The sequence below is a fragment of the Rhodothermaceae bacterium genome (assembly GCA_009838195.1).
Taxonomy (GTDB): Bacteria; Bacteroidota; Rhodothermia; order Rhodothermales; family Bin80; genus Bin80.
Genome location: VXSC01000010.1, coordinates 1 through 19,605, shown reverse-complemented (window position 1 = coordinate 19,605; position 19,605 = coordinate 1). Strand labels below are relative to the sequence as shown.

The window sequence follows — 19,605 nt, the reverse complement described above, 5'->3', positions numbered from 1 at the left end:
AGGGAATAGGATCATAGGATTCACGGCATCGGTGCGTCCAATTGGCCCGAATGAGCGCGATGGTCGTGCTATGTTGTCCCAGTTGATCTCCCAAAACCACCGGTTCACCAAAACTTGCGAAGCCTGAACCCGAATTCAGCCCAACATCTGATGGCCAAGACCGTTCAAAATTCCGAATATGGGGGATTTTCGGACGGACACTAGCTACATCACCGTGGTGTCCAATCCGGTCACGTGTACGGTGCTGCATGTGAGTGAAGATCGGACGACCAAGAGCCTGGGGGCCTATTATGCAACCTGTTCGTCCACGCAGTTGGAATCCTTGAAGAGCATGAGTATGGATATATGGGGCCCGTATATCCAGGGCACTAGAATCTGGGTTCCCGGTGCCGCCCAAAAGATTGCGTTCGACCGTTTTCATGTGGCAAAATACATTGGCAACGGCGTGGATGAGGTTCGGAAGATTGAGAATCGGGAATTACGGAAACAAGGAATGGATACGCTCACGGGAACCAAGTATGTCTGGCTGACCAATCGGAAGCATATGTCTGCGTGGCATAAGAAGCAGCTCCAACAACTCAAGAAGAGCACCTTGAAAACCTCCTGGGCCTGGGCCATCAAGGAATTCTCTCAAACGTTGTGGCATTATAAGAGTCGCACCTGGGCGCTCAAGGGCTGGAAGATCCGTTTTGCATCTCGAAGGCGCTCCACTGTGTCGCACCTGGGCGCTCAAGGGCTGGAAGCGATGGTTATCCTGGGCCATGCGATGCCGGCTTGCTCCCATGAAAAAAGCGGCCAAGACCATTAAGAATCATTTGTGGGGCATCCTAAATGCCATCGTTCTCGGTGTCAGTAATGGCCCAGCGGAACGCATGAACAGCCGGATCAAGATGGTCAAAGTTCGCGCACGAGGATTCCGAAACAAAGAGCGGTTTGCCAATGCGATTTACTTCTATCTCGGTGGACTGGACCTCTATCCAGTAGGCTTCCAAAAACAACGTACCCACTCTTAAAGGGGAAGAGCCAAAATCTGTTAAATGGTCAGTGGGCATTGTATTGACCTTGGAGCGCTCATTCTTGGATGCATTCAAATTGCGATTCAGTTGTTGGGGAGCTGAACCACCGAACAACAGGGACAGAACGCCTTTGGGAGCGTCTAGTCCCTACCTGGATACACAAAGAGTTTCTAAACTCGCTCATATTCGAGTTACAGGAACGGGATCTGCTTGGAATTGCCCGGATCCAGCTGGTTTCGGTTCGGACACGCGTTTTTTCAGATTCTCTGGTTGACGCCCATACGGCGCGTTGTTTCGCGTGGTCTTATCCGTCTGGATGAACTGCGATCGATTTTACAGCAATTTAGGGACGTCCTGGCAGCGATCTAGACCGGATGCATGTTTCGGTCGCAGGGCCGGTGTCGCCCCCGCTTCCTTCCCCCATTCGCTAAACACTGGCTTAAAAGTGACCCACTTTTTACTTGCTCGCCCATCGCTGAACGGCCATACTCCAGCCGCCCAATCGGCTCCTTCGCATCGAACTATGTCCCAGGAAGAATCACGAGATGGGATTCTTCGAACAAATTCTTATCTTTGCTCTGCGGAAAAACACGATGAGTTTTCGATGAAAAAGTTTACTGTATTTTTTGTTGTGATCCCAGTATGCCTTGCTCTGGTTTCTTGTGATAGTGGAAATGACTCCGGCGTACCCAATGTGGAAGGAATTTATGCGGGGTTGATAACCCTGCAGGGGACAGGTGCTGTTGTATCGGTGAAATTGACGTGGAACGTCAGACAGAGCGGGGAGCAGGTTACGGTCACTGGCTCACTGGAGGGAGAAAGCATCCCTGCGTTCACAGGAACGGTGAATGAAACGGGGTTTCTCACGATTATTGCGGGGGGATCTTCAGGCAGTTTCCGCGATGCGGTTTGCGGGCTGATTCAAACCGTCAGTTCTACGGCGGTATTTTCGGAGCAAAATGTTTCAGTTCAGCAGGAATGGACAACATCAAACTGTGGCAATGTTTCTGCCAGCGGAGTTCTGGTTCGAAGCAGATCCTAAAACAATGTGTTTTAGCTGGAGCATGCCGGTTGGTTGGGCGACAAATCTTCTTGTAACGGCCACACTCTTTCTTACCTTGCCGAGTGTTGCACAAACTGAGCTCAATCCTCCTGTATTTAGTGCGCTAGGCGCTATCCTTACGGAAGCTTTTGAGTTAGATATATCCCACGAAAACCCCCCTGGGAGTTTCATTTACTATACCCTTGACCATTCCGCACCCACCCCGAAAAATGGGACACTTTATACGAATACGCGGCCAATCAACATAAACCAGACGACGGTGGTCCGCGCCGCTGCCTTTATGGATGGCGCCACGCCGTCTTCCATCACAACGCGCACCTTCCTTTTCCCTTCAGATGTCATCAACCAATCTCCGGAAACTCTGACCGCAGCGGGATGGCCTTCCGATTGGGGGGGGGGGCCGTGGACATGGGAATGGATCCGAATATCGTTGAGGGCCATCAGAAACAACTCATTACGGCCCTGACCTCGGCACCTTCCTTTTCCTTGGTATTGCCGTTTGATTCTCTTTTTGACGAGGAGCGGGGACTGTTCTCCAATTCGGAGAAAAAAGGGAGAGACTCAGAACGTCCGGTTTCGATTGAGTTGATCTATCCCCCTGATTTTTTTGATGAAATCGACCAATCCCCCCGACATGGAGCCAAAAATGGATTTGCAGTTAACGCAGGACTTCGGATTCGAGGCGGCTGGGCCACTCGTAAAAACACAAATCCCAAACACTCGTTTCGACTCTATTTCCGTGGAGCATACGGCCCTAAAAATCTTGACTATGACCTGTTTGGAGACGAGGGGGTAGATGAGTTCGACAAGTTTGATCTCCGTACGGCACAGAGTAATTCCTGGTCTTTACAGGGATCGCCTCACCATACCTTCCTGCGGGATGTGTTTTCCCGGGACACGCAGCGCGATATGGGGATGCCGTATACCCGAAGCCGCTACTATCATCTATACCTGAATGGCCAGTACTGGGGGATGTACCAGACTCAGGAGAGAGCAGATCAGTGGCATGGGGAGTTCTATATTGGCGGAGATAAAGACGACTTCGATGTGGTGAAGCACGATAATGGCCATATAGAGTTCTCTGAAGGTAACCAAAAAGCCTGGTCTCTTCTGTACGATGAAGTGAATCAGCTTGCGCAGCTGGTCGACGAACAGGAACGGAATGCCGTGTATATGAAGCTGCGGGGTTTGAATCCAGACGGCTCCCCCAATTCCGATTATCCCGTGCTCCTGGATGCAGACAACTTGATTCAGTACATGCTGATTATCTTCTGGAGGGCGAATACAGACGGTCCTATTATTGTTGGAGACCATGTCACGAATAATTGGATCGGCATGCGGGATCGTAAGGGAAATCGGGGATTCGTCTTCTTTGTGCATGACGCGGAATTTACCCTTTTCCCTGGGCCTGGAACCGAGTCAAAGCCTCATGATCGTACGGGTCCTTTTTCCGTGGGAGACGAATTTGAGCGCAGCAATCCGCAATGGATTCATCAACAACTCATGGGAGCAGGCCACTATCGACTACGGTTTGCTGAACTTGCGCACCAGCATTTTTCGAGAGAAGGAGCGTTAAGTGACTCATCTGTGTTTGCGCGTTGGGATGCCCGAGTCAATGAAGTCCGTTCGATGATCCTGGCCGAAGCGGCACGTTGGGGGGATTTCAAGCGCACTCCACCCCGGACTCCGCAAGACTGGCGTTGGGCCGTCAAACAAGTCCGCGAACAATTCCTTCCTTCCAGAACTCCCATCGTGATTCAGCAGCTGAGGCAAGCGAAACGTTGGGAATCTGGCCGCCCTGGCGATACCTTGGTGGATGCCCCTCTCTACGGAGATATTCTCACCTCCAGGACGACAAATGGGCAAGGTTTCGAGACATCATTAGAGCAGAATTACCCGAATCCCTTTAATTCGGCAACATTCATCTCATTTTCGCTGAAAACGCAACAGCATACTACGCTGACAGTCTATGATCTATTGGGGAGAAAGATGAAACTGCTTGTGGACGATCGTATGCCTTCAGGAACCCATAGAATAGCATTTGATGCGCAACCATTGGTCAGTGGGACATATCTATACACTCTAAGAACAGGCAATCGGATCGTTACGAAACGGATGATACTGATGAAGTAAATGTACGGAATTCGCCTGGGTGGGCTGGCGAAGGATTGGGTTCGCGAACGCTCCATCCTGAGCACATACGGCGCATCTCCATCGAGGGCGGTGCAGACATCCGGCCGACTGGCACTGGCGGGGGATTGATCAACAAATGACTCCGGTTTGGCCCGCGTGGCGAGCTAGAAGAGGTGTATGCGAAGCTTTTCTTTTAAACGAATTTTTAATGTTTAAACACTAGGTCATTGCAGGATGACCATGATTGCCTGCAAATACTTGATTGATTATGGCTTTAAGCGTGGAGTATACTTTGACACGATTTGTACAATGGAAAAGTTGATGCATAAGTATGGGTATTCCGCTGGAATTGGGACAGTGAATCCGTTGGAAGTGGGACAGTAATCCGCTGGAAGTGGGACACTTGCTGCGTTGGAGAATCCACACTTTTTACGGAGTCTTTTCCGAGGCATTTTCATCCGATTCACGGGGTTTATCTTCTTCGCATTTATCGACCAAATTGCGAGGAACTATGCCAGCAAATCGAATACAGATGGGGATGATCAAGCGTATATTAGAACTTCACTTTGCAGCGGACCTATCCGTGCGCGCGATTGCGCGTGGCGTGGGCATTGGTCGCAGTTCTGTGTCGCGGATTCTGGATCGCGCCAAGGTTGCGAAGTTGACTTGGCCGTTACCCGAAGGGATGAGTGATGCCGACCTGGAGCAGGTCCTGTATCCGATCGCCGTCGAGTCGGGCTCGGCTCAGCGCCCGGTGCCCAATTGGATGGAAGTCCACAAGGAATTAGCCCGACATCGATCTCTGCCCCTCTATCAACTTTGGACGGAGTATATCGAGCAGAATCCGAACGGGTATCAGTACAGTTACTTTTGTGATCTGTATCGCAAGTGGCGATGCCGTCATGCGGAGCCGGTGATGCATATGACGCGGAAGGCTGGAGAGCGATTGTACGTGGACTATTCTGGAAAGAAGCCCTGTATCACGCACCCGATCACAGCACAGACGCGAGCGGTCGAGTTATTCGTTGCGGCACTCGGTGCGTCCGGTTACATCTATGCGGAGGCGAGTGAAACGCAAAAGGCCGTTGATTTTTGCGGGTCTGTGGGGCGGTCATTTGTATTTTATGGGGGTGTTCCTCGGATCATTGTCCCCGACAATCTCAAATCTGCTGTGGTTCAGTTCCGCACAGATGATGCGCCCATCCTGAACGCTTCTTTCGGTGATCTGGCCGAGTTTTTCCAGGTGGCTGTCCTGCCTGCACGGCCTCGGCGGCCCAAGGATAAGGGGCTTGTTGAATCGAGTGTTTTGATGGTCCAGAGAAAGATTCTGGGAACGCTTCGCAACCGAGAATTCTTCAGCCTCGCTGAGCTCAATGAAGCGATTCTGGAACAGGTTCACATGCTGAATGAAGCTCCAATGCAGAAGACGAAGGTCTCTCGGAAGCAACTGTTTGCGGAGTTGGATCAACCGGCACTGCGTCCCTTGCCCCGCGAACCCTATGAATATGTGGTGTGGGTGAACAAGCGAAAAGTCCGATTTGATTACCATGTCCAAATTGAGAATCATCGTTACAGCGTTCCCTACTCCTATCTTGGCAAGGATGTCCAAGTACGGATTGGGGCCAAGACTGTAGAGATATTAGACGGAGAGCGTCGAATTGCCTCGCATATGCGGAGCGTGTTGCCTGGGAAGTATTCCACAAAACGAGCACATATGCCGCGGAATCATCGGGAGTATGCGGATTGGTCTCCCACGCGGTTCCGGAAGTGGGCCGAAGCGATTGGTCCGCATACGAAGGCACTCATTGAGGCAAACTTTGCGTGGTTTGATCTTCCAGAACAGGCGTTCCAACGTTGTATGGGCACACTCAATCTGGGACGTGAGTACGGATATGAAGCGATGGAAAAGGGCTGCGAGCTCGCACTAAGTCGAAATACACTGAGCACCCAGGCCGTCAAGCAACTGGTCAAACAGATGGCCACCCAATTACGCCATCCACCACAGCTCTCGATTGACCATGACAATATTCGCGGAGCTGCGTACTATTCAACCAACCCACCATCGTCATGCTAGCTCATCCAACGCTCTTAAAACTTGAACAGATGCGGCTCAGTGGAATGGCTGCTGCACTCCGGGATCAGTTCGACACGCCCGACATTGAGGCCATGCCCTTTCTGGATCGTCTTGGACTCATGGTGGACCATGAAGAGGCGGTCCGTGGAGATCGGCGGCTGGCCCGCCGACTGCACACCGCGCAATTGCGCATCCCGGCAAGTATGGCCAATCTGGATTACAGTGCCTCTCGCGGTCTGGACAAGCGTGTGATGCTCCACTTGGCCAGTTGTCAATGGATCCGCCGCCGACAGAACGTCATCATTACCGGACCCACCGGAGTCGGAAAAAGTTATGTCGCATGTGCACTGGCACACAAAGCCTGTCTGGAAAATTTCAACGTGCGATACACGCGACTTTCCCGACTGCTGGAATCATTGCAACTCGCCCGCGAGGATGGTACCTATCTCAAGGTCATGAAACAGCTCTCTCGCATGGATGTACTGATTCTGGATGACTGGGGACTCCACCCCATTCATCCGATCCAACAACGGGACCTGATGGAACTCTTGGATGATCGATACACCCTACGATCTACCATTGTGACCAGTCAGTATCCGATGGATAAGTGGTATGAGATCATGGAAGACCCAACCTTGGCCGATGCCATCCTGGATCGAATCGTCAACAATGCCCACAAAATAGAGTTGACGGGAGAGTCGATGCGAAAGGTGCAAGGACAACGAGAATTGGCAAACGAAACTGCACAATCATGAAGATCGCTCTGACACATCTTACCTGTCCCAGTTCGACCGGATTGGTGTCCCAGTTCAAACAGATTACTGTCCCAGTTCAAGCGGATTCACTGTCCCAGTTGACCAGAATACGCACATAAGTATATAAATCCCAGACGAAACGCCACTAACAAATTCACCCAGCAGCAATTCCCACTAACTCGTTTTTGCTTATCGAAATTAAGATTTCAGGGTAATAGCCTGTGAATTGTTCGGATTTCTGCTGCTTCAATCATGATTCCATTACAAAAACAGGCGAGATAGCATGAATTTTGGCTAAAAATGGTCTCAAATTTTGCAAAAACAAAAGCAGAACATCCCATTTTACGGGGAGTTACGACTTAGTGGGAGCAACTATTCACCCAGAAGATTACGTTGAGTTGAGCAGAGCATCCGTTTCCTCTCGAAGCAATCGTAGGGCAGTTCCAGGATCATCCGCACACATGAAAGTTTCGCCGATTAAAACGGCATCAACCTCTTTTTGGTGCAGGTAGGCCAAATCGTTTGCCGATTGAAGTCCACTTTCCGAAACTTTGATAAGATCCGTATCCACCATCCCAAAAACTCGAAGAGAGTGCTCGATATCTACCTCAAACGTATGCAGGTTTCTATTATTGACACCAAGGATGGAGACCTGCGTGAAATCAATTTTATCCAACTCAACCGGATCATAGATCTCAACAAGACAATCCAGACGTAGCTCAACTGCAAGGCTGAGCAGGTCACGAAGCAGAGATCGGTCGAGGATGGCTGCAATCAAAAGTACCGCATCCGCTCCCGCAACTCTGGATTCATATAATTGATAGGGGTCAATGATAAAATCTTTCCGCAAAACGGGAAGGTGTGTATGCTTGGCTACCGTACTGAGGTGCGAAAGCGATCCACTAAAATGATCTTCTTCCGTCAAGACACTGATCGCGTCCGCGCTCGAATATTGTTGCGCAAGAAAGGGTACGTCAAATGATTGTCTCAGAAGACCTTTCGAGGGGGAGCACTGTTTGATCTCCGCTATGATGGAGAGTCCGGGAGCTTGCAGTGCGGCCTGAAAATCTTTGGCCGGCGGGGCGGCATGAATAGACGATTCCAGTTCACGCATCGAAATCAGTCGTTTCCGAGCGCTCAGTTGAGTCCGAACATCTGTGACAATACGATCAAGAATTGTCATGTCGGTTGCCGATTGCACGGAGCATTTGAAGGCGTCCATGAGCTGCTCCTGAATCAATGCTTGCCTGCGCAGCCTCAACACAATCCTCCATACTCGCATAGCGGCCCGACACCCATAATCCAAGGGCACTATTGAGAATCACGACATCCCGGCATGGCCCTGGATCTCCCTGAAGGACCGAGCGAATCATTGTAGCATTCTCCTTGGCATCTCCTCCTGTGAGACTGGAGACATCCGCTCTCTTCAGGTCGTAGAATTCAGGTTTGATAGAAGTTTTTCTAAGCTCTTTATCCGTACGGCGGTACTCAATGAGCACTGTGGGAGCGGAGATAGAAGCTTCATCAAGCCCGTCTTCAGAATGAAGCGTAATGATATGTTCAGTACTCAGTTCTTGCATGATTGCGGCGATAACCTGCGCAGTCTCCAAATCAAAGGCCCCAATCACTTGCCGTTTCACGTTTGCCGGGTTACAAAGCGGTCCCAGTATATTGAAGGCGGTGCGTGAGCGCAGGGTTGTTCGAACCGGCATCACATGACGCATTGCCGGATGATAGTGTCGGGCAAAGATAAACCCGATCCCGACTTCTTTGAGGCAGGAGGCAACTCCATCCGCATTGAGATTCACATTCACCCCCAATGCTTCGAGCACATCTGCACTGCCGGACTTGGAAGATACACTCCGATTGCCATGTTTTGCGACGGTCACGCCTGCACCGGCGCATACGATTGCTGCCGCAGTAGAGATATTGAATGTATGCGTGCCATCTCCTCCCGTCCCGCATACATCAATCGCATGTGGATCTTCACATATGACAGGGACAAAATAGGTTCGCATGACACGCACAAATGCCGTCAACTCTTCAATAGATTCTCCCCGAGCCCGCATGCCCATCAGTAAGCCTGCAATCTGAATGGGATCTGCTTTGCCTTGCATGATTTGATGCATTGCATCTGCAGCCTGTTCTGCTGAAAGAGATTGCCCTCGCGAGAGGATCTGTAAATATTCTGTCATGGTTGAAGTCCAAGACGTGCAAGCCAATTATTCACTAACGTGGGACCATCACGAGTCATAACACTTTCCGGATGGAATTGCACCCCCTCGACGGGATGAATGGCATGCTCTATGCCCATGACGACTCCATCAGGGGTTGCAGCGGTGACCACAAGGCAGTCCGGAATTGATTTAGGATGCAATACGAGAGAATGATATCGTGTCGCTTCAAATTGCGGAGGAACTCCCTTAAAAAGTTGATTCCCATGGTGGCAGACTATACTGGTTTTTCCATGCATCAGAGTTGGAGCATACGTCACTTCTGCTCCGTAGACCTCTCCAATAACCTGATGCCCGAGACAAATTCCGAGTATTGGGATCTTGGGGCCGAGTTCAGCTACAACCTCGTTGCAAATACCTGCATCTATCGGACGACCTGGTCCGGGAGAGATCACGATCCCATCGGGAGACATGACACCAATTTCTTTGGGGGTCAGCACGTCATTACGCTCAACACGAATCTCCCCCGTGGTACAGCCAATGAGTTGCACCAGATTATAGGTAAAGGAATCGTAATTGTCGATAACTAGAATCAAATCCTGTACGTAGTCATAAGGCCCGTAAGTTCTCGGACCTTGTCCATACACGCTTCTGCCCGTTTGCGTGCATTGATACCTCCTTGTCGAAGTACATCCCGAACATAGTCGGGATCTTTAAGCAGTTCTCTTCTTTTTTCCCGCGCCGGTGCGAAATATTCGGTGATCAGCCGTGTCAGTACGCTCTTAGCATGTCCGTAGCCATATCCTCCACGCTGATAGGCTTCTCTGATTTCTGCTTGCTGCTCTTCAGATGCGAACAGCCGAATCAGGGCAAACACATTATCCTGATCAGGATCTTTTGGATCTTCGAGTGGAGTGGAGTCGGTTACAATACGCTTAATTCGGCTAGTCAACGCTTTGCCCTCTTCAAAAATCCCGATTGTATTGTCGTAGCTTTTTGACATCTTACGTCCATCAATTCCGGGAACGATCGCAACATTTTTCATGATATGCGCGTCGGGTATCGGAAACAGTGGCTGATCAGGAGACCACGTACGGTTAAACCGTTGGGCCGTATCCCGTGCAATTTCAATATGTTGCTTCTGATCTGCTCCCACGGGGACCAATGTTCCTCCGTAGATGAGAATATCGGAAGCTTGCAGAATTGGATAATTAAACAAGCCACAGTTTGCCGTAAGCCCCTGAGCAATTTTATCCTTGTACGAGGTTGCTTTTTCCAATTGTGAGACGGGGGTGAGGCAGAAGAAAATCCAGGTCAGTTCATTAAGAAGCGGCACATCACTCTGCACGAAAAGATTTCCCCTGGTGGGATCAAAACCGAGTGCCAGATAGGTGACCGCTGCGTCTAGGGTATGTGCCCATAGAGCATCAGGGTCACGAACCGTTGTCATCGCATGGTAATTTACGATGAAATAATAGGAAGGATATCTTTTGTGGAGTGAGATATGTTGTCGCAGTGCTCCGAAGTAGTTCCCCAAATGCAATGCACCCGAAGACTGAATTCCAGATACGACGACGATTTTGTCTGGTGTGAAAGGATACGGTACCATCGGGGACTTTACGCGGCTGTCAGTGCGCGGTGGACACACTTTCGGATAAAGTAAAGTCGGGTATCGCTATTTTTGCGTAGGCGAACCAGCACCGCCTCCGTACGAATTTGATGCTGGACAGGGTGCTCTGCATCCAATTGTTCACGGAGTGCAAGCTCACATTCCCGTAAGTCTGAAAGTGGGTCATCGCTGGTCAGTTTGAATGATTCCGGTTCCAGCGAGGTACCGTTAAAGGCGGTTTCGCCACAGCTGAATACAAGTTCCTTGAGCTTACCAACATCAAGTCGAAGCGTCTTCAAAAAGAGCGCCAGTTCCTGTCGTTCAGAATCTGACGCAAGCAGGGGCAGGAGGTTGGCATATGTAAGTTTCAGTTTTACATGTGCTTCAATCAGTGGATTAAGCCTTTCTGCGGTTTCTTTACGGCTGACGGTTTTTCCTGCCCAGCCTTTCCTAAGTAAAGCGGATTTGATCTCCTTGACAGTCATGGAATCGGGTTTTTATCTCGGACAATTAGTTGCCTAGGGCATTATTAGACCAGAAATTATTTTGGGCCATCATTTTATTGGGGTCTGTCATTTTGTTTCCATTCTTCAAACCTGCGCAGAGCCTTTTCAACGCCAACCATTGCGATAGACACATGGCGCGGAACATCTCCCAGATGTTCGAAATGTATCGGTGATTTATCTGGTTCTGAGTTCGTGACAGATCTACTCTTGTACAATTTTGTGATCATTTCTTTTCCTAATTTGGGCGCATGTCGTTTGAGATATACAGAAAGAGCAGTAGATATAAGGTTCTCGGTCGTAAGTTCTCCGAAACCTTCAACAGTGAAGCCATCATACATAACAAAGATTAGGAAGATCTTCCTCTGGCGCTAAATTTTTGCGGTCGATTTCGTGCAGCACGGAAAAGAGCGCCAAGATTGCGTCAATCACATCCTGTACAGGCTCCGGTTGTTGTCCAATTGCCTCGGTCATTTCATGAGGATCTCTCCAGTTAGCATGAGCTACCAGCGGAGCATTTCTTAGGCAGAAGAGCAAGGCTGCGCCATAGGCAAGTAAACTTGGATGTATATCATGAATGTCGTCTGACCAAGTTTTCCGTGATCTTATTTTTTAGGTGGTTTCATCCTACACGGTATTTTGATTGAGGCGTTTCTTGCATACGATTTACAGTCAGACCGTTGCATTTTGTGGAGATACTTCTTGCATAATTACAGCAGTCCTTGTGCAGCCGTAAGTAGAGCTTGTCTTAGTGCCCGGGCTTTGTTTTTGGTTTCTTCATACTCAAGTGCAGGAATGCTGTCTGCAACGATGCCTGCACCAGCCTGAATGAATATTTGATCTTCTTGAACGACCATCGTTCGGATGGCAATGCACATATCCATATTTCCAGAAAAATCAATATATCCCACCGCGCCCGCATAAATTCCCCGCCGTGTTGGTTCAAGCTCATCAATAATTTCCATGGCTTTCACTTTGGGAGCCCCGCTGACTGTCCCCGCTGGAAAGCAGGCCGGGAGAACATCTATGGTCGTCATGTCATCACGCAAAAGCCCTGAAACCGCACTTACGATATGCATGACGTGAGAATAACGTTCAACGTAGGCGTAGCGGTCAACGGTTACGCTACCCAGTTTGCTGATTCGTCCGAGATCATTTCGTCCAAGGTCAACCAGCATCAGATGTTCGGCTCGCTCTTTCGCGTCCAGGAGAAGATCCTGCGCAAGTTGTTCATCTTCTTCAGGTGTCTCGCCACGGGGTCGGGTCCCTGCAATGGGGAGTAACTCAGCACGTCTGTCTTCAACACGCACAAGAACCTCGGGGGAACTGCCAATGAGTGATACCTCATCCAGATCAAGGTAAAAAAGATAGGGAGAAGGATTGATTTGGCGAAGGGCACGGTACAGGTTGAACGGATCGCCCTCGAATGGGAGGGAGAATCGTTGGGAGAGCACCACCTGAAAAATATCCCCCTCATAAATTCGTTGCTTTGCTTCTGTAACGACAGCCTCAAAGTCTTCACGCGCAAAATTCGAGGTTAGTTGCTCGGAGCCAAGCTTGACCGGGTCTGGGCTGCAGAATGGAGATTGCAGGTCGTGTTCCAAGTCACGGATCCGTTCCGTAGCTTGGGTGTACTCATCATCCAGATCCGAGTCGGGTGTGATAAACACATTCGCGATCAGGACGATCTGATGTTTAACGCGATCAAAGGCGGCCAGGGTATCGTAGAAACACCAGATTGCATCTGGAAGGTCCACATCATCCGTTGGCGGGTTCGGTAAATGTTCAATGAGACGTACATTGTCATAGCCTATATAACCAACTGCTCCACAGCGAAACCTAGGCAATCCAGATAGCTTGACCTCTATAAATTCGTCCATGAAGCGACAAAGGACATCAAATATATTCGCCTCAGAAGCCGTTACAGTCTCGTGTGTTCGAACTTGTTCAATTGTGACTTCTCTTCCCTCAGACCGTACAATTCGGTAGGGGTTGCGGCCCAGAAAAGAATAGCGGGCCATATTTTCACCTCCTTCGACACTTTCGAGTAGAAATGCATGATGGCTATTCTGTCGCAGTGCGAGGAGGGCACTAACTGGAGTGAGCAAATCGGCACTTAAGCGACGGTTCACTGGAACAACAAAGTGCTCAAGCCCCTTTGCTTGCTCCCGCTCGACCACTAGTTGAAATTCATGGCGTTTCATACCTACTTGTACGCATGATCCGGCAATTCAATACCATATAATTTGGCGGGACGGATTTCTGTATGGTACCAAGTCCATATTTGGTAGATTGACCGGATAGAATTCATTAGTTTTAGGAGAATTAAAAACAGAAGCTATGGCTTTTTTTACATATCGCAAGAATCTTGAACGACTTCTTTACGTGCTGGCACTTGCAGGTGTTGGTCTCACGCTTCATATCGCTCTCTGGTATAGCGAAGGAGGTAGTGCCGGTGCAGATCCACTATGTAGCATTGGATCGGATTGTACCGGCGTCATTGCCAGTGACCCGGCTCCATTGGGAATCCCAAGTGCATGGTGGGGATTTTTGTTTTATATAACCATTGCAGTCGGCAGCGTCTTGATTTCAAGAAATATTAGTGGACTGGGGAGCCAGCTCATCAAAGGTCGGATGGTTATTGTTGGATTGGGCTGGATTTACTCGTTATTTCTGACACTATTGCAGGCAACGGCCATTGATGGGTGGTGTCAACTCTGCCTCTATTCATTCTCGATTGTGACTCTGATTGCAGGCGTTACACTCTATTCTTTTCTAAAGAAATCCCCCACGAACAGCCAGAACCAAGTTCCAAAGAGTGAGCCTAGATTTCACGGTATTGCGGCCCTAGCTCTGCTAGTACTTCTTGGATGGGACTACTACAACGTACCTGAAAATTTAACGTCTGCTTCGTCCACCACGTCAAGCACAACTGCTGGAGGGCCACAGTTATGTACGTATGCTTCAGATTCTCCGACCTTTGATAACATAGAGCAACTGATCATGGACTATGATCCTGTCTTTGGTCCAGAGGATGCTCCGGTGATCGTCATGGAGTTCCTTGACCCGAATTGCAATCATTGTAAAGCCGTCCATCCGAATATCAAAGCTCTCGCGGAAGCTTATCCTGATTCCGTTCGTGTGATCTTCAAACCGGTTCCTATCGTGGGAGGCCCAACCCATTCGCTGGATGAGATTGCAGCTCTGTATTACGCGAATGACCATGGGGTATTTGAGGAAATGCTGGATTTAGTATTTGAGCATCAATCACCGGCAACCGGATTATCTGTTGATCGTCTAGCGGAGTTTGCCGACGATCTTGGCTTGAATGAAGCGAATTTTCGCAGGGCATTGAGTAGACGGGAATTTGCCTCCAGAACGGTTCAGACCCGTCGTTTTTTCGAGGGGATGGGATTCACGGGGGTCCCTGTAGTCATTATTAATGGTCGCCGTGTCAGTAGTTCAAGTCGCAGCGAATATTGTCTCAAGCGATTCATTGAGTTGGCAGAACCTCAATCATAGTGCCCATGATGTCGAAAAACATTGACTCTCTCTGCATTGATACAATTCGGATGTTGGCCGTCGACGCTGTCGAATGTGCTAGGAGCGGGCATCCCGGAATGCCTATGGGTGCCGCTCCTATGGCTTATGTACTATGGACCGAGTTCATGCGACACAGTCCGACGAATCCAAATTGGTTTAATCGGGATCGCTTTATTCTGTCTGCCGGGCATGGGTCTATGCTTCTCTATGCATTGTTGTATTTGACTGGATATGATCTTTCATTGGAGGAGATTAAGGATTTCCGGCAATGGGGGAGTAGGACCCCCGGCCATCCCGAGTACGGCAAGACACCAGGAGTTGAGACGACGACCGGCCCACTAGGACAGGGATTCGGGAATGGCGTTGGTATGGCAATCGCAGAGGCACATCTTGCCGCACGCTTTAATCATGAAGAAGGAAGGATTATAGATCATTTTACGTACGGGATCGTCTCGGATGGTGACCTTATGGAGGGAGTTTCTCATGAAGCAGCTTCACTGGCGGGGCATCTGGGCTTGGGGAAATTGATCTATCTGTGGGACGATAACCGGATTACGATTGACGGTAGACTGGATTTGTCGTCGTCGGAAAATGTACAGGAACGGTTTACAGCCTACGGGTGGCAGGTCATTGAAGATGTTAACGGTGAGGATCTTGGGGCTATTGAAAGCGCTATTTATGAAGCTCGAGGGTGTACCAGCCAGCCGTCGCTGATTTGTGTTCGCACAACGATTGGATATGGAAGCCCAAACAAGGGGGGGACAGCAGCCGCCCATGGAGCACCACTTGGTGCAGATGAAGTAGAACTCACAAAGCAAGCCCAGCATTGGCAGGCAGATCCACAATTTTATGTGCCAGCGGATGTGAAGGTTTTCATGGATTGGACCATGTCAGGAGCTGATCAGGAGAATGAGTGGAACTCGCTCCGGTCCGAGTATGAGCGTTTATATCCTGCAGATTCGGCCAAATTGGATGCACTCCAGGCGAATGAATTGCCAGCTGGCTGGTTTGATGGAGTCAAAAAGATCGACGTAGAACAGACGATGGCTACAAGAGCTGCGAGCGGGAAGGTGTTGGAGACGCTTCTTGAAAAAGTGCCAGGTCTTATCGGAGGATCCGCCGATCTCACAGGCTCAAACAAGACAAAAGGAAAGCTGCAAAACGTTCTCACGCGGAACGAGCGGTCGGGGAGTTATCTGTACTATGGGGTTCGCGAACACGCGATGGCGGCGATCAGTAACGGTTTGGCGTTGCATGGTGGCCTACGGCCGTATTGTGCAACGTTTCTTGTATTCAGTGATTACTTGCGGCCATCCCTGCGCCTCAGTGCAATTATGGGCCTGCCGGTGATCTATATTTTCACGCATGATTCAATTGGTACGGGTGAAGACGGCCCCACACATCAGGGTATAGAACAGATCATGTCTCTTCGGACGATCCCCAATCTGGTTGTTCTTCGGCCTGCCGATGCCAATGAAACACGTTATGCATGGTTTGAAGCGATGCAGCGGGAAGACGGTCCGACCGCATTGATTCTGACACGGCAAGGAGTTCCCCCATTGACTGGGTCACTGGATGAGGTCGACAAAGGTGCCTATATCGTTGCCGGAGAAAATGAATCAGAACCCCAGGTAATCCTGATCGGTACCGGAAGTGAACTGCAGTATGCGGTTGACGCTGCGTCCATATTGATGTCAGAAGGGATTGCTACCCGTGTGGTGAGCATGCCATCCTGGGAATTGTTTGCTCTGCAGCCCGACTCCTACAGGGAAAAAGTCCTACCCAAGTCCGTCCCGGTTCGAGTTGTTGTTGAGGCGGCTGTGTCGCTTGGCTGGGAGCGGTATGCCAGTCACATGGTGTGCATGGACCGGTTCGGTGCATCGGCACCTGGCAAGGTACTCTTTGAACAGTTTGGCTTCAGTGCCGAGCGAGTTGCTGAGGTAGCTAAGAAAGCTCTGGCAGAGACCTAATCATGTTTCGTACAGTAGCTGCTGTCGGTGCAATCATGTTGTTTGCCCATACCGGCAAAGCACAGGATTTTGCTGGCGAGGAGGCGTGGAAGGAGTTGTTTGAATATGAAGGAGTCCGGTTTCTGTATGTTTTTTACCCCAAGGCGGATGCCATCAATGACGGGGTAGTCTTGATGCTCCAGAACCAAAATGAATACAGGGTTCACTACCGGTTTACGATTATTTTTGAATCACCGGATGGAAATGAATCTGCGGATTCCGAAGGGTTTCTGGAACCGCTGGAATGGAAAACGGGAGACGTAGCGGGGCTATTTTGGGTCCCCTTTGACGATGAGCGTTCACTTGGGGCAATTGGAATGCGAAATTATAAAGTGACCCGGATAGATGAGATCCCCCAGTCTTGAAAAAGCCTATTCAAATGCCCTTGATGCAACGTCATTTTCTTGCGGCATATCCTCTTCGACTACACTGATGACGGTAGTATCGCTCAGAATGAATTTGCACCACGATAAAAAATTACGCCAGAGTGATCAATGACTAATCCCACGGATAGTGAGCGTGCAGAGCTACATAAAATCATCTGGCGCATTGCCAATGATTTGCGGGGTTCCGTAGATGGTTGGGACTTTAAGAGCTATGTGCTGGGGATGCTGTTCTACCGGTTTATTTCCGAGAATCTGACGAGTTGGCTGAATGAACAGGAGCGCAGGGTTGGCGGTGCCGATTTTGATTACGCTCAATTGAGTGATTCCGAGGCGGAAGTTGGTCGTGCGACAACGGTAGACGAGAAGGGATTTTATATTCTGCCGTCCGAGCTCTTCGTGAATTTACGGGCCCGGGCCCGGCATGATGCCAATCTCAATGAAACCCTGAGCGAGATCTTTCGCAACATTGAAGGTTCCGCAATCGGAACCGATAGCGAGAGTGATATGAAGGGGTTGTTTGATGACCTGGATGTCAACAGCAGCAAGCTTGGCTCCACCGTTCGACTGCGGAACGAAAAACTGGTCAAGCTGCTGGATGCGATCGGGGACCTTCCGCTGAGCAAAGGAGGTGATTTTTCTCACAATACCATTGATTTATTTGGAGATGCGTATGAATACCTGATGACAATGTATGCATCGGCTGCAGGCAAATCAGGCGGTGAGTTCTTTACTCCTCAGGAAGTTTCTGAAACCCTTGCACGGATTACTGTGGTGGGCAAGACAGAGGTCAATAAAGTCTATGACCCCGCTTGTGGCTCTGGCTCTCTGCTGTTGAAGTTTGCGAAAGTACTCGGTCGGGACAACGTACGTCAGGGATTCTTTGGTCAAGAAATCAATTTGACCACCTACAATCTGTGCCGAATCAATATGTTTTTGCACGACATCAATTTTGATAAATTTGATATCGCCCACGGAGATACGCTAATTGATCCTGCACACATAGATGATGAACCATTTGAAGCCATCGTGTCCAATCCTCCCTATTCTATCAAATGGGAGGGGAAGAACAACCCCTTGTTGATCAACGATCCGCGTTATGCGCCGGCGGGAGTACTTGCGCCGCCGAGCAAGGCCGACTTGGCTTTTACGATGCACATTCTATCCTGGCTGGCTGTGAATGGTACGGCCGCGATTGTAGAATTTCCCGGTGTTCTATACCGGGGTGGGGCGGAACAGAAGATTCGTCAATATCTGATTGACAACAACTACGTGGATACCGTGATCCAACTGCCACCGGACCTGTTCTTTGGTACGAGTATCGCCACCTGTATCATTATATTGAAAAAATCAAAGACGGATAACGCGGTTCTGTTTATAGACGCATCCGCAGAGTTTGTCCGCAGTGGTAACAAGAATAAGCTCACGTCAGGTCATCAGCAAAAGATTCTTGATGCGTTTGTCGAGCGCAAGGATATTGAGTATTTTGCGCGGTTGGTTGATCACAATGAGATTGCAGAAAACGACTACAACATTGCGGTTTCGTCGTATGTCGAAGAAGAAGATACCCGTGAACCAGTGGACATCCAGAAACTGAATTTAGAGATTGCTGGGATCGTTGCAAGACAGGCGAGGCTACGAACAAAGATTGATGCCATTGTGGCCAATCTGGAAGGCAGGTAAGAATGAATAAGATTGAAAAACTAATCGCCGAATTGTGCCCGGGCGGGGTGGAGTTTAAACCCTTGGGGGAAGTTGCAATGCACTCAAGGTCTCGTATTCCATCGTCTTCGCTAAGTAGTGAATCCTATGTTGGAGTAGACAACCTCTTATCCGAGATGAGAGGCAAAGTTGCTTCAAACTATACTCCTTCATCGGGAGCTTCCGTTAGTTACCAGCCTGGCGATGTTTTGATTGGGAACATACGCCCTTATCTCAAGAAAATTTGGCTTTCCGATTCGCGAGGAGGTGCTAGCCAGGATGTATTGGTAATCCGCATCAAGGAAAAAGATCGCGCTTCTTTAACACCAAGGTTCTTGTATTATTCACTTGCATCCTACGATTTTTTTAGGTATAACATGCAACACGCAAAAGGGGCAAAGATGCCTCGCGGTGATAAGATAGCCATCATGAAATATCTGATCCCCATTCCGCCTCTTGAAGTACAGCATGAAATCGTACGAATTCTAGATACGTTTTCAGAACTGGAGGCAGAACTGGAGGCAGAACTGGAGGCGCGGCGGAAACAGTATGAATACTATAGGGAGCGGCTATTAAGTTTCGATCGCTCTGCGGGGGGGGGGGGGGGGGGGGGGGGGGGGGGGGGGGGGGGGGGGGGGGGGG

Annotated in this window: 18 protein-coding genes; 12 read left to right on the top strand and 6 right to left on the bottom strand. The window is 49.7% G+C overall.

Translation table 11 applies throughout. The features are described 5' to 3' along the window. Window positions 1-178 precede the first annotated feature (178 nt). From F4Y64_02065 to F4Y64_02035, 7 genes are all read left to right on the top strand, one after another. Window positions 179-808, top strand: a complete 630-nt coding sequence (locus F4Y64_02065; GenBank protein MXX96384.1) for a transposase — start codon at window positions 179-181, stop codon at window positions 806-808. Continuing rightward, the gene (locus tag F4Y64_02060) at window positions 762-1,013 is read left to right on the top strand and encodes a transposase (GenBank protein MXX96383.1); all 252 of its coding nucleotides are present in this window, start codon (window positions 762-764) and stop codon (window positions 1,011-1,013) included. The genes F4Y64_02065 and F4Y64_02060 overlap by 47 nt, the downstream gene beginning before the upstream one ends. 448 nt (window positions 1,014-1,461) lie before the next feature. After that, a complete protein-coding gene (locus tag F4Y64_02055) occupies window positions 1,462-2,058 on the top strand; it encodes a hypothetical protein (protein ID MXX96382.1) in 597 nt (198 codons plus the stop codon). After that, a complete protein-coding gene (locus F4Y64_02050; protein ID MXX96381.1) occupies window positions 1,976-2,545 on the top strand; it encodes a hypothetical protein in 570 nt (189 codons plus the stop codon). The genes F4Y64_02055 and F4Y64_02050 overlap by 83 nt, the downstream gene beginning before the upstream one ends. After that, the gene (locus F4Y64_02045) at window positions 2,455-4,212 is read left to right on the top strand and encodes a T9SS type A sorting domain-containing protein (protein MXX96380.1); all 1,758 of its coding nucleotides are present in this window, start codon (window positions 2,455-2,457) and stop codon (window positions 4,210-4,212) included. Before F4Y64_02050 ends, F4Y64_02045 begins: the two co-directional genes overlap by 91 nt. 511 nt (window positions 4,213-4,723) lie before the next feature. Then, on the top strand, window positions 4,724-6,286 hold the full coding sequence (locus F4Y64_02040; GenBank protein ID MXX96379.1) for an IS21 family transposase: 1,563 nt from the start codon (window positions 4,724-4,726) through the stop codon (window positions 6,284-6,286). Then, the gene (locus F4Y64_02035) at window positions 6,280-7,041 is read left to right on the top strand and encodes an AAA family ATPase (GenBank protein ID MXX96378.1); all 762 of its coding nucleotides are present in this window, start codon (window positions 6,280-6,282) and stop codon (window positions 7,039-7,041) included. Before F4Y64_02040 ends, F4Y64_02035 begins: the two co-directional genes overlap by 7 nt. A gap of 388 nt (window positions 7,042-7,429) precedes the next feature. Here the strand turns inward: F4Y64_02035 and trpC are convergent, their stop codons facing one another. The 6 genes from trpC to trpE form a co-directional block, all read right to left on the bottom strand. After that, complete coding sequence (trpC, locus tag F4Y64_02030; protein ID MXX96377.1) at window positions 7,430-8,224, bottom strand: indole-3-glycerol phosphate synthase TrpC; 795 nt, start codon at window positions 8,222-8,224, stop codon at window positions 7,430-7,432. After that, window positions 8,211-9,236, bottom strand: a complete 1,026-nt coding sequence (gene trpD, locus F4Y64_02025; GenBank protein ID MXX96376.1) for an anthranilate phosphoribosyltransferase — start codon at window positions 9,234-9,236, stop codon at window positions 8,211-8,213. The genes trpC and trpD overlap by 14 nt, the downstream gene beginning before the upstream one ends. Next, entirely contained in the window at window positions 9,233-9,811 is a 579-nt protein-coding gene (locus F4Y64_02020; GenBank protein MXX96375.1) for an aminodeoxychorismate/anthranilate synthase component II, read from the bottom strand. Before F4Y64_02020 ends, trpD begins: the two co-directional genes overlap by 4 nt. Next, window positions 9,808-10,824, bottom strand: coding sequence for a tryptophan--tRNA ligase (gene trpS, locus F4Y64_02015; protein MXX96374.1), 1,017 nt, complete (start codon window positions 10,822-10,824; stop codon window positions 9,808-9,810). The genes F4Y64_02020 and trpS overlap by 4 nt, the downstream gene beginning before the upstream one ends. A gap of 8 nt (window positions 10,825-10,832) precedes the next feature. Continuing rightward, the gene (locus F4Y64_02010; GenBank protein MXX96373.1) at window positions 10,833-11,309 is read right to left on the bottom strand and encodes a hypothetical protein; all 477 of its coding nucleotides are present in this window, start codon (window positions 11,307-11,309) and stop codon (window positions 10,833-10,835) included. A gap of 728 nt (window positions 11,310-12,037) precedes the next feature. Beyond that, complete coding sequence (gene trpE, locus F4Y64_02005) at window positions 12,038-13,531, bottom strand: anthranilate synthase component I (GenBank protein ID MXX96372.1); 1,494 nt, start codon at window positions 13,529-13,531, stop codon at window positions 12,038-12,040. A 136-nt stretch (window positions 13,532-13,667) separates the two neighbouring features. Here trpE and F4Y64_02000 point away from each other — a divergent pair, with 136 nt between their 5' ends. From F4Y64_02000 to F4Y64_01980, 5 genes are all read left to right on the top strand, one after another. Next, window positions 13,668-14,849, top strand: coding sequence for a vitamin K epoxide reductase family protein (locus tag F4Y64_02000; protein ID MXX96371.1), 1,182 nt, complete (start codon window positions 13,668-13,670; stop codon window positions 14,847-14,849). Between the two features lie 8 nt (window positions 14,850-14,857). Then, window positions 14,858-16,840 (top strand): transketolase, encoded by a 1,983-nt coding sequence (tkt, locus tag F4Y64_01995; protein MXX96370.1) that lies wholly within the window; start codon window positions 14,858-14,860, stop codon window positions 16,838-16,840. Between the two features lie 2 nt (window positions 16,841-16,842). Beyond that, complete coding sequence (locus F4Y64_01990; protein MXX96369.1) at window positions 16,843-17,244, top strand: hypothetical protein; 402 nt, start codon at window positions 16,843-16,845, stop codon at window positions 17,242-17,244. 129 nt (window positions 17,245-17,373) lie between these two features. Then, window positions 17,374-18,945: a type I restriction-modification system subunit M gene (locus F4Y64_01985; GenBank protein MXX96368.1), complete on the top strand. Its 1,572-nt coding sequence runs from the start codon at window positions 17,374-17,376 to the stop codon at window positions 18,943-18,945. Window positions 18,946-18,947: 2 nt separating this feature from the next. After that, a partial coding sequence (locus F4Y64_01980; GenBank protein MXX96367.1) for a restriction endonuclease subunit S occupies window positions 18,948-19,605 on the top strand: 658 nt, incomplete at its 3' end.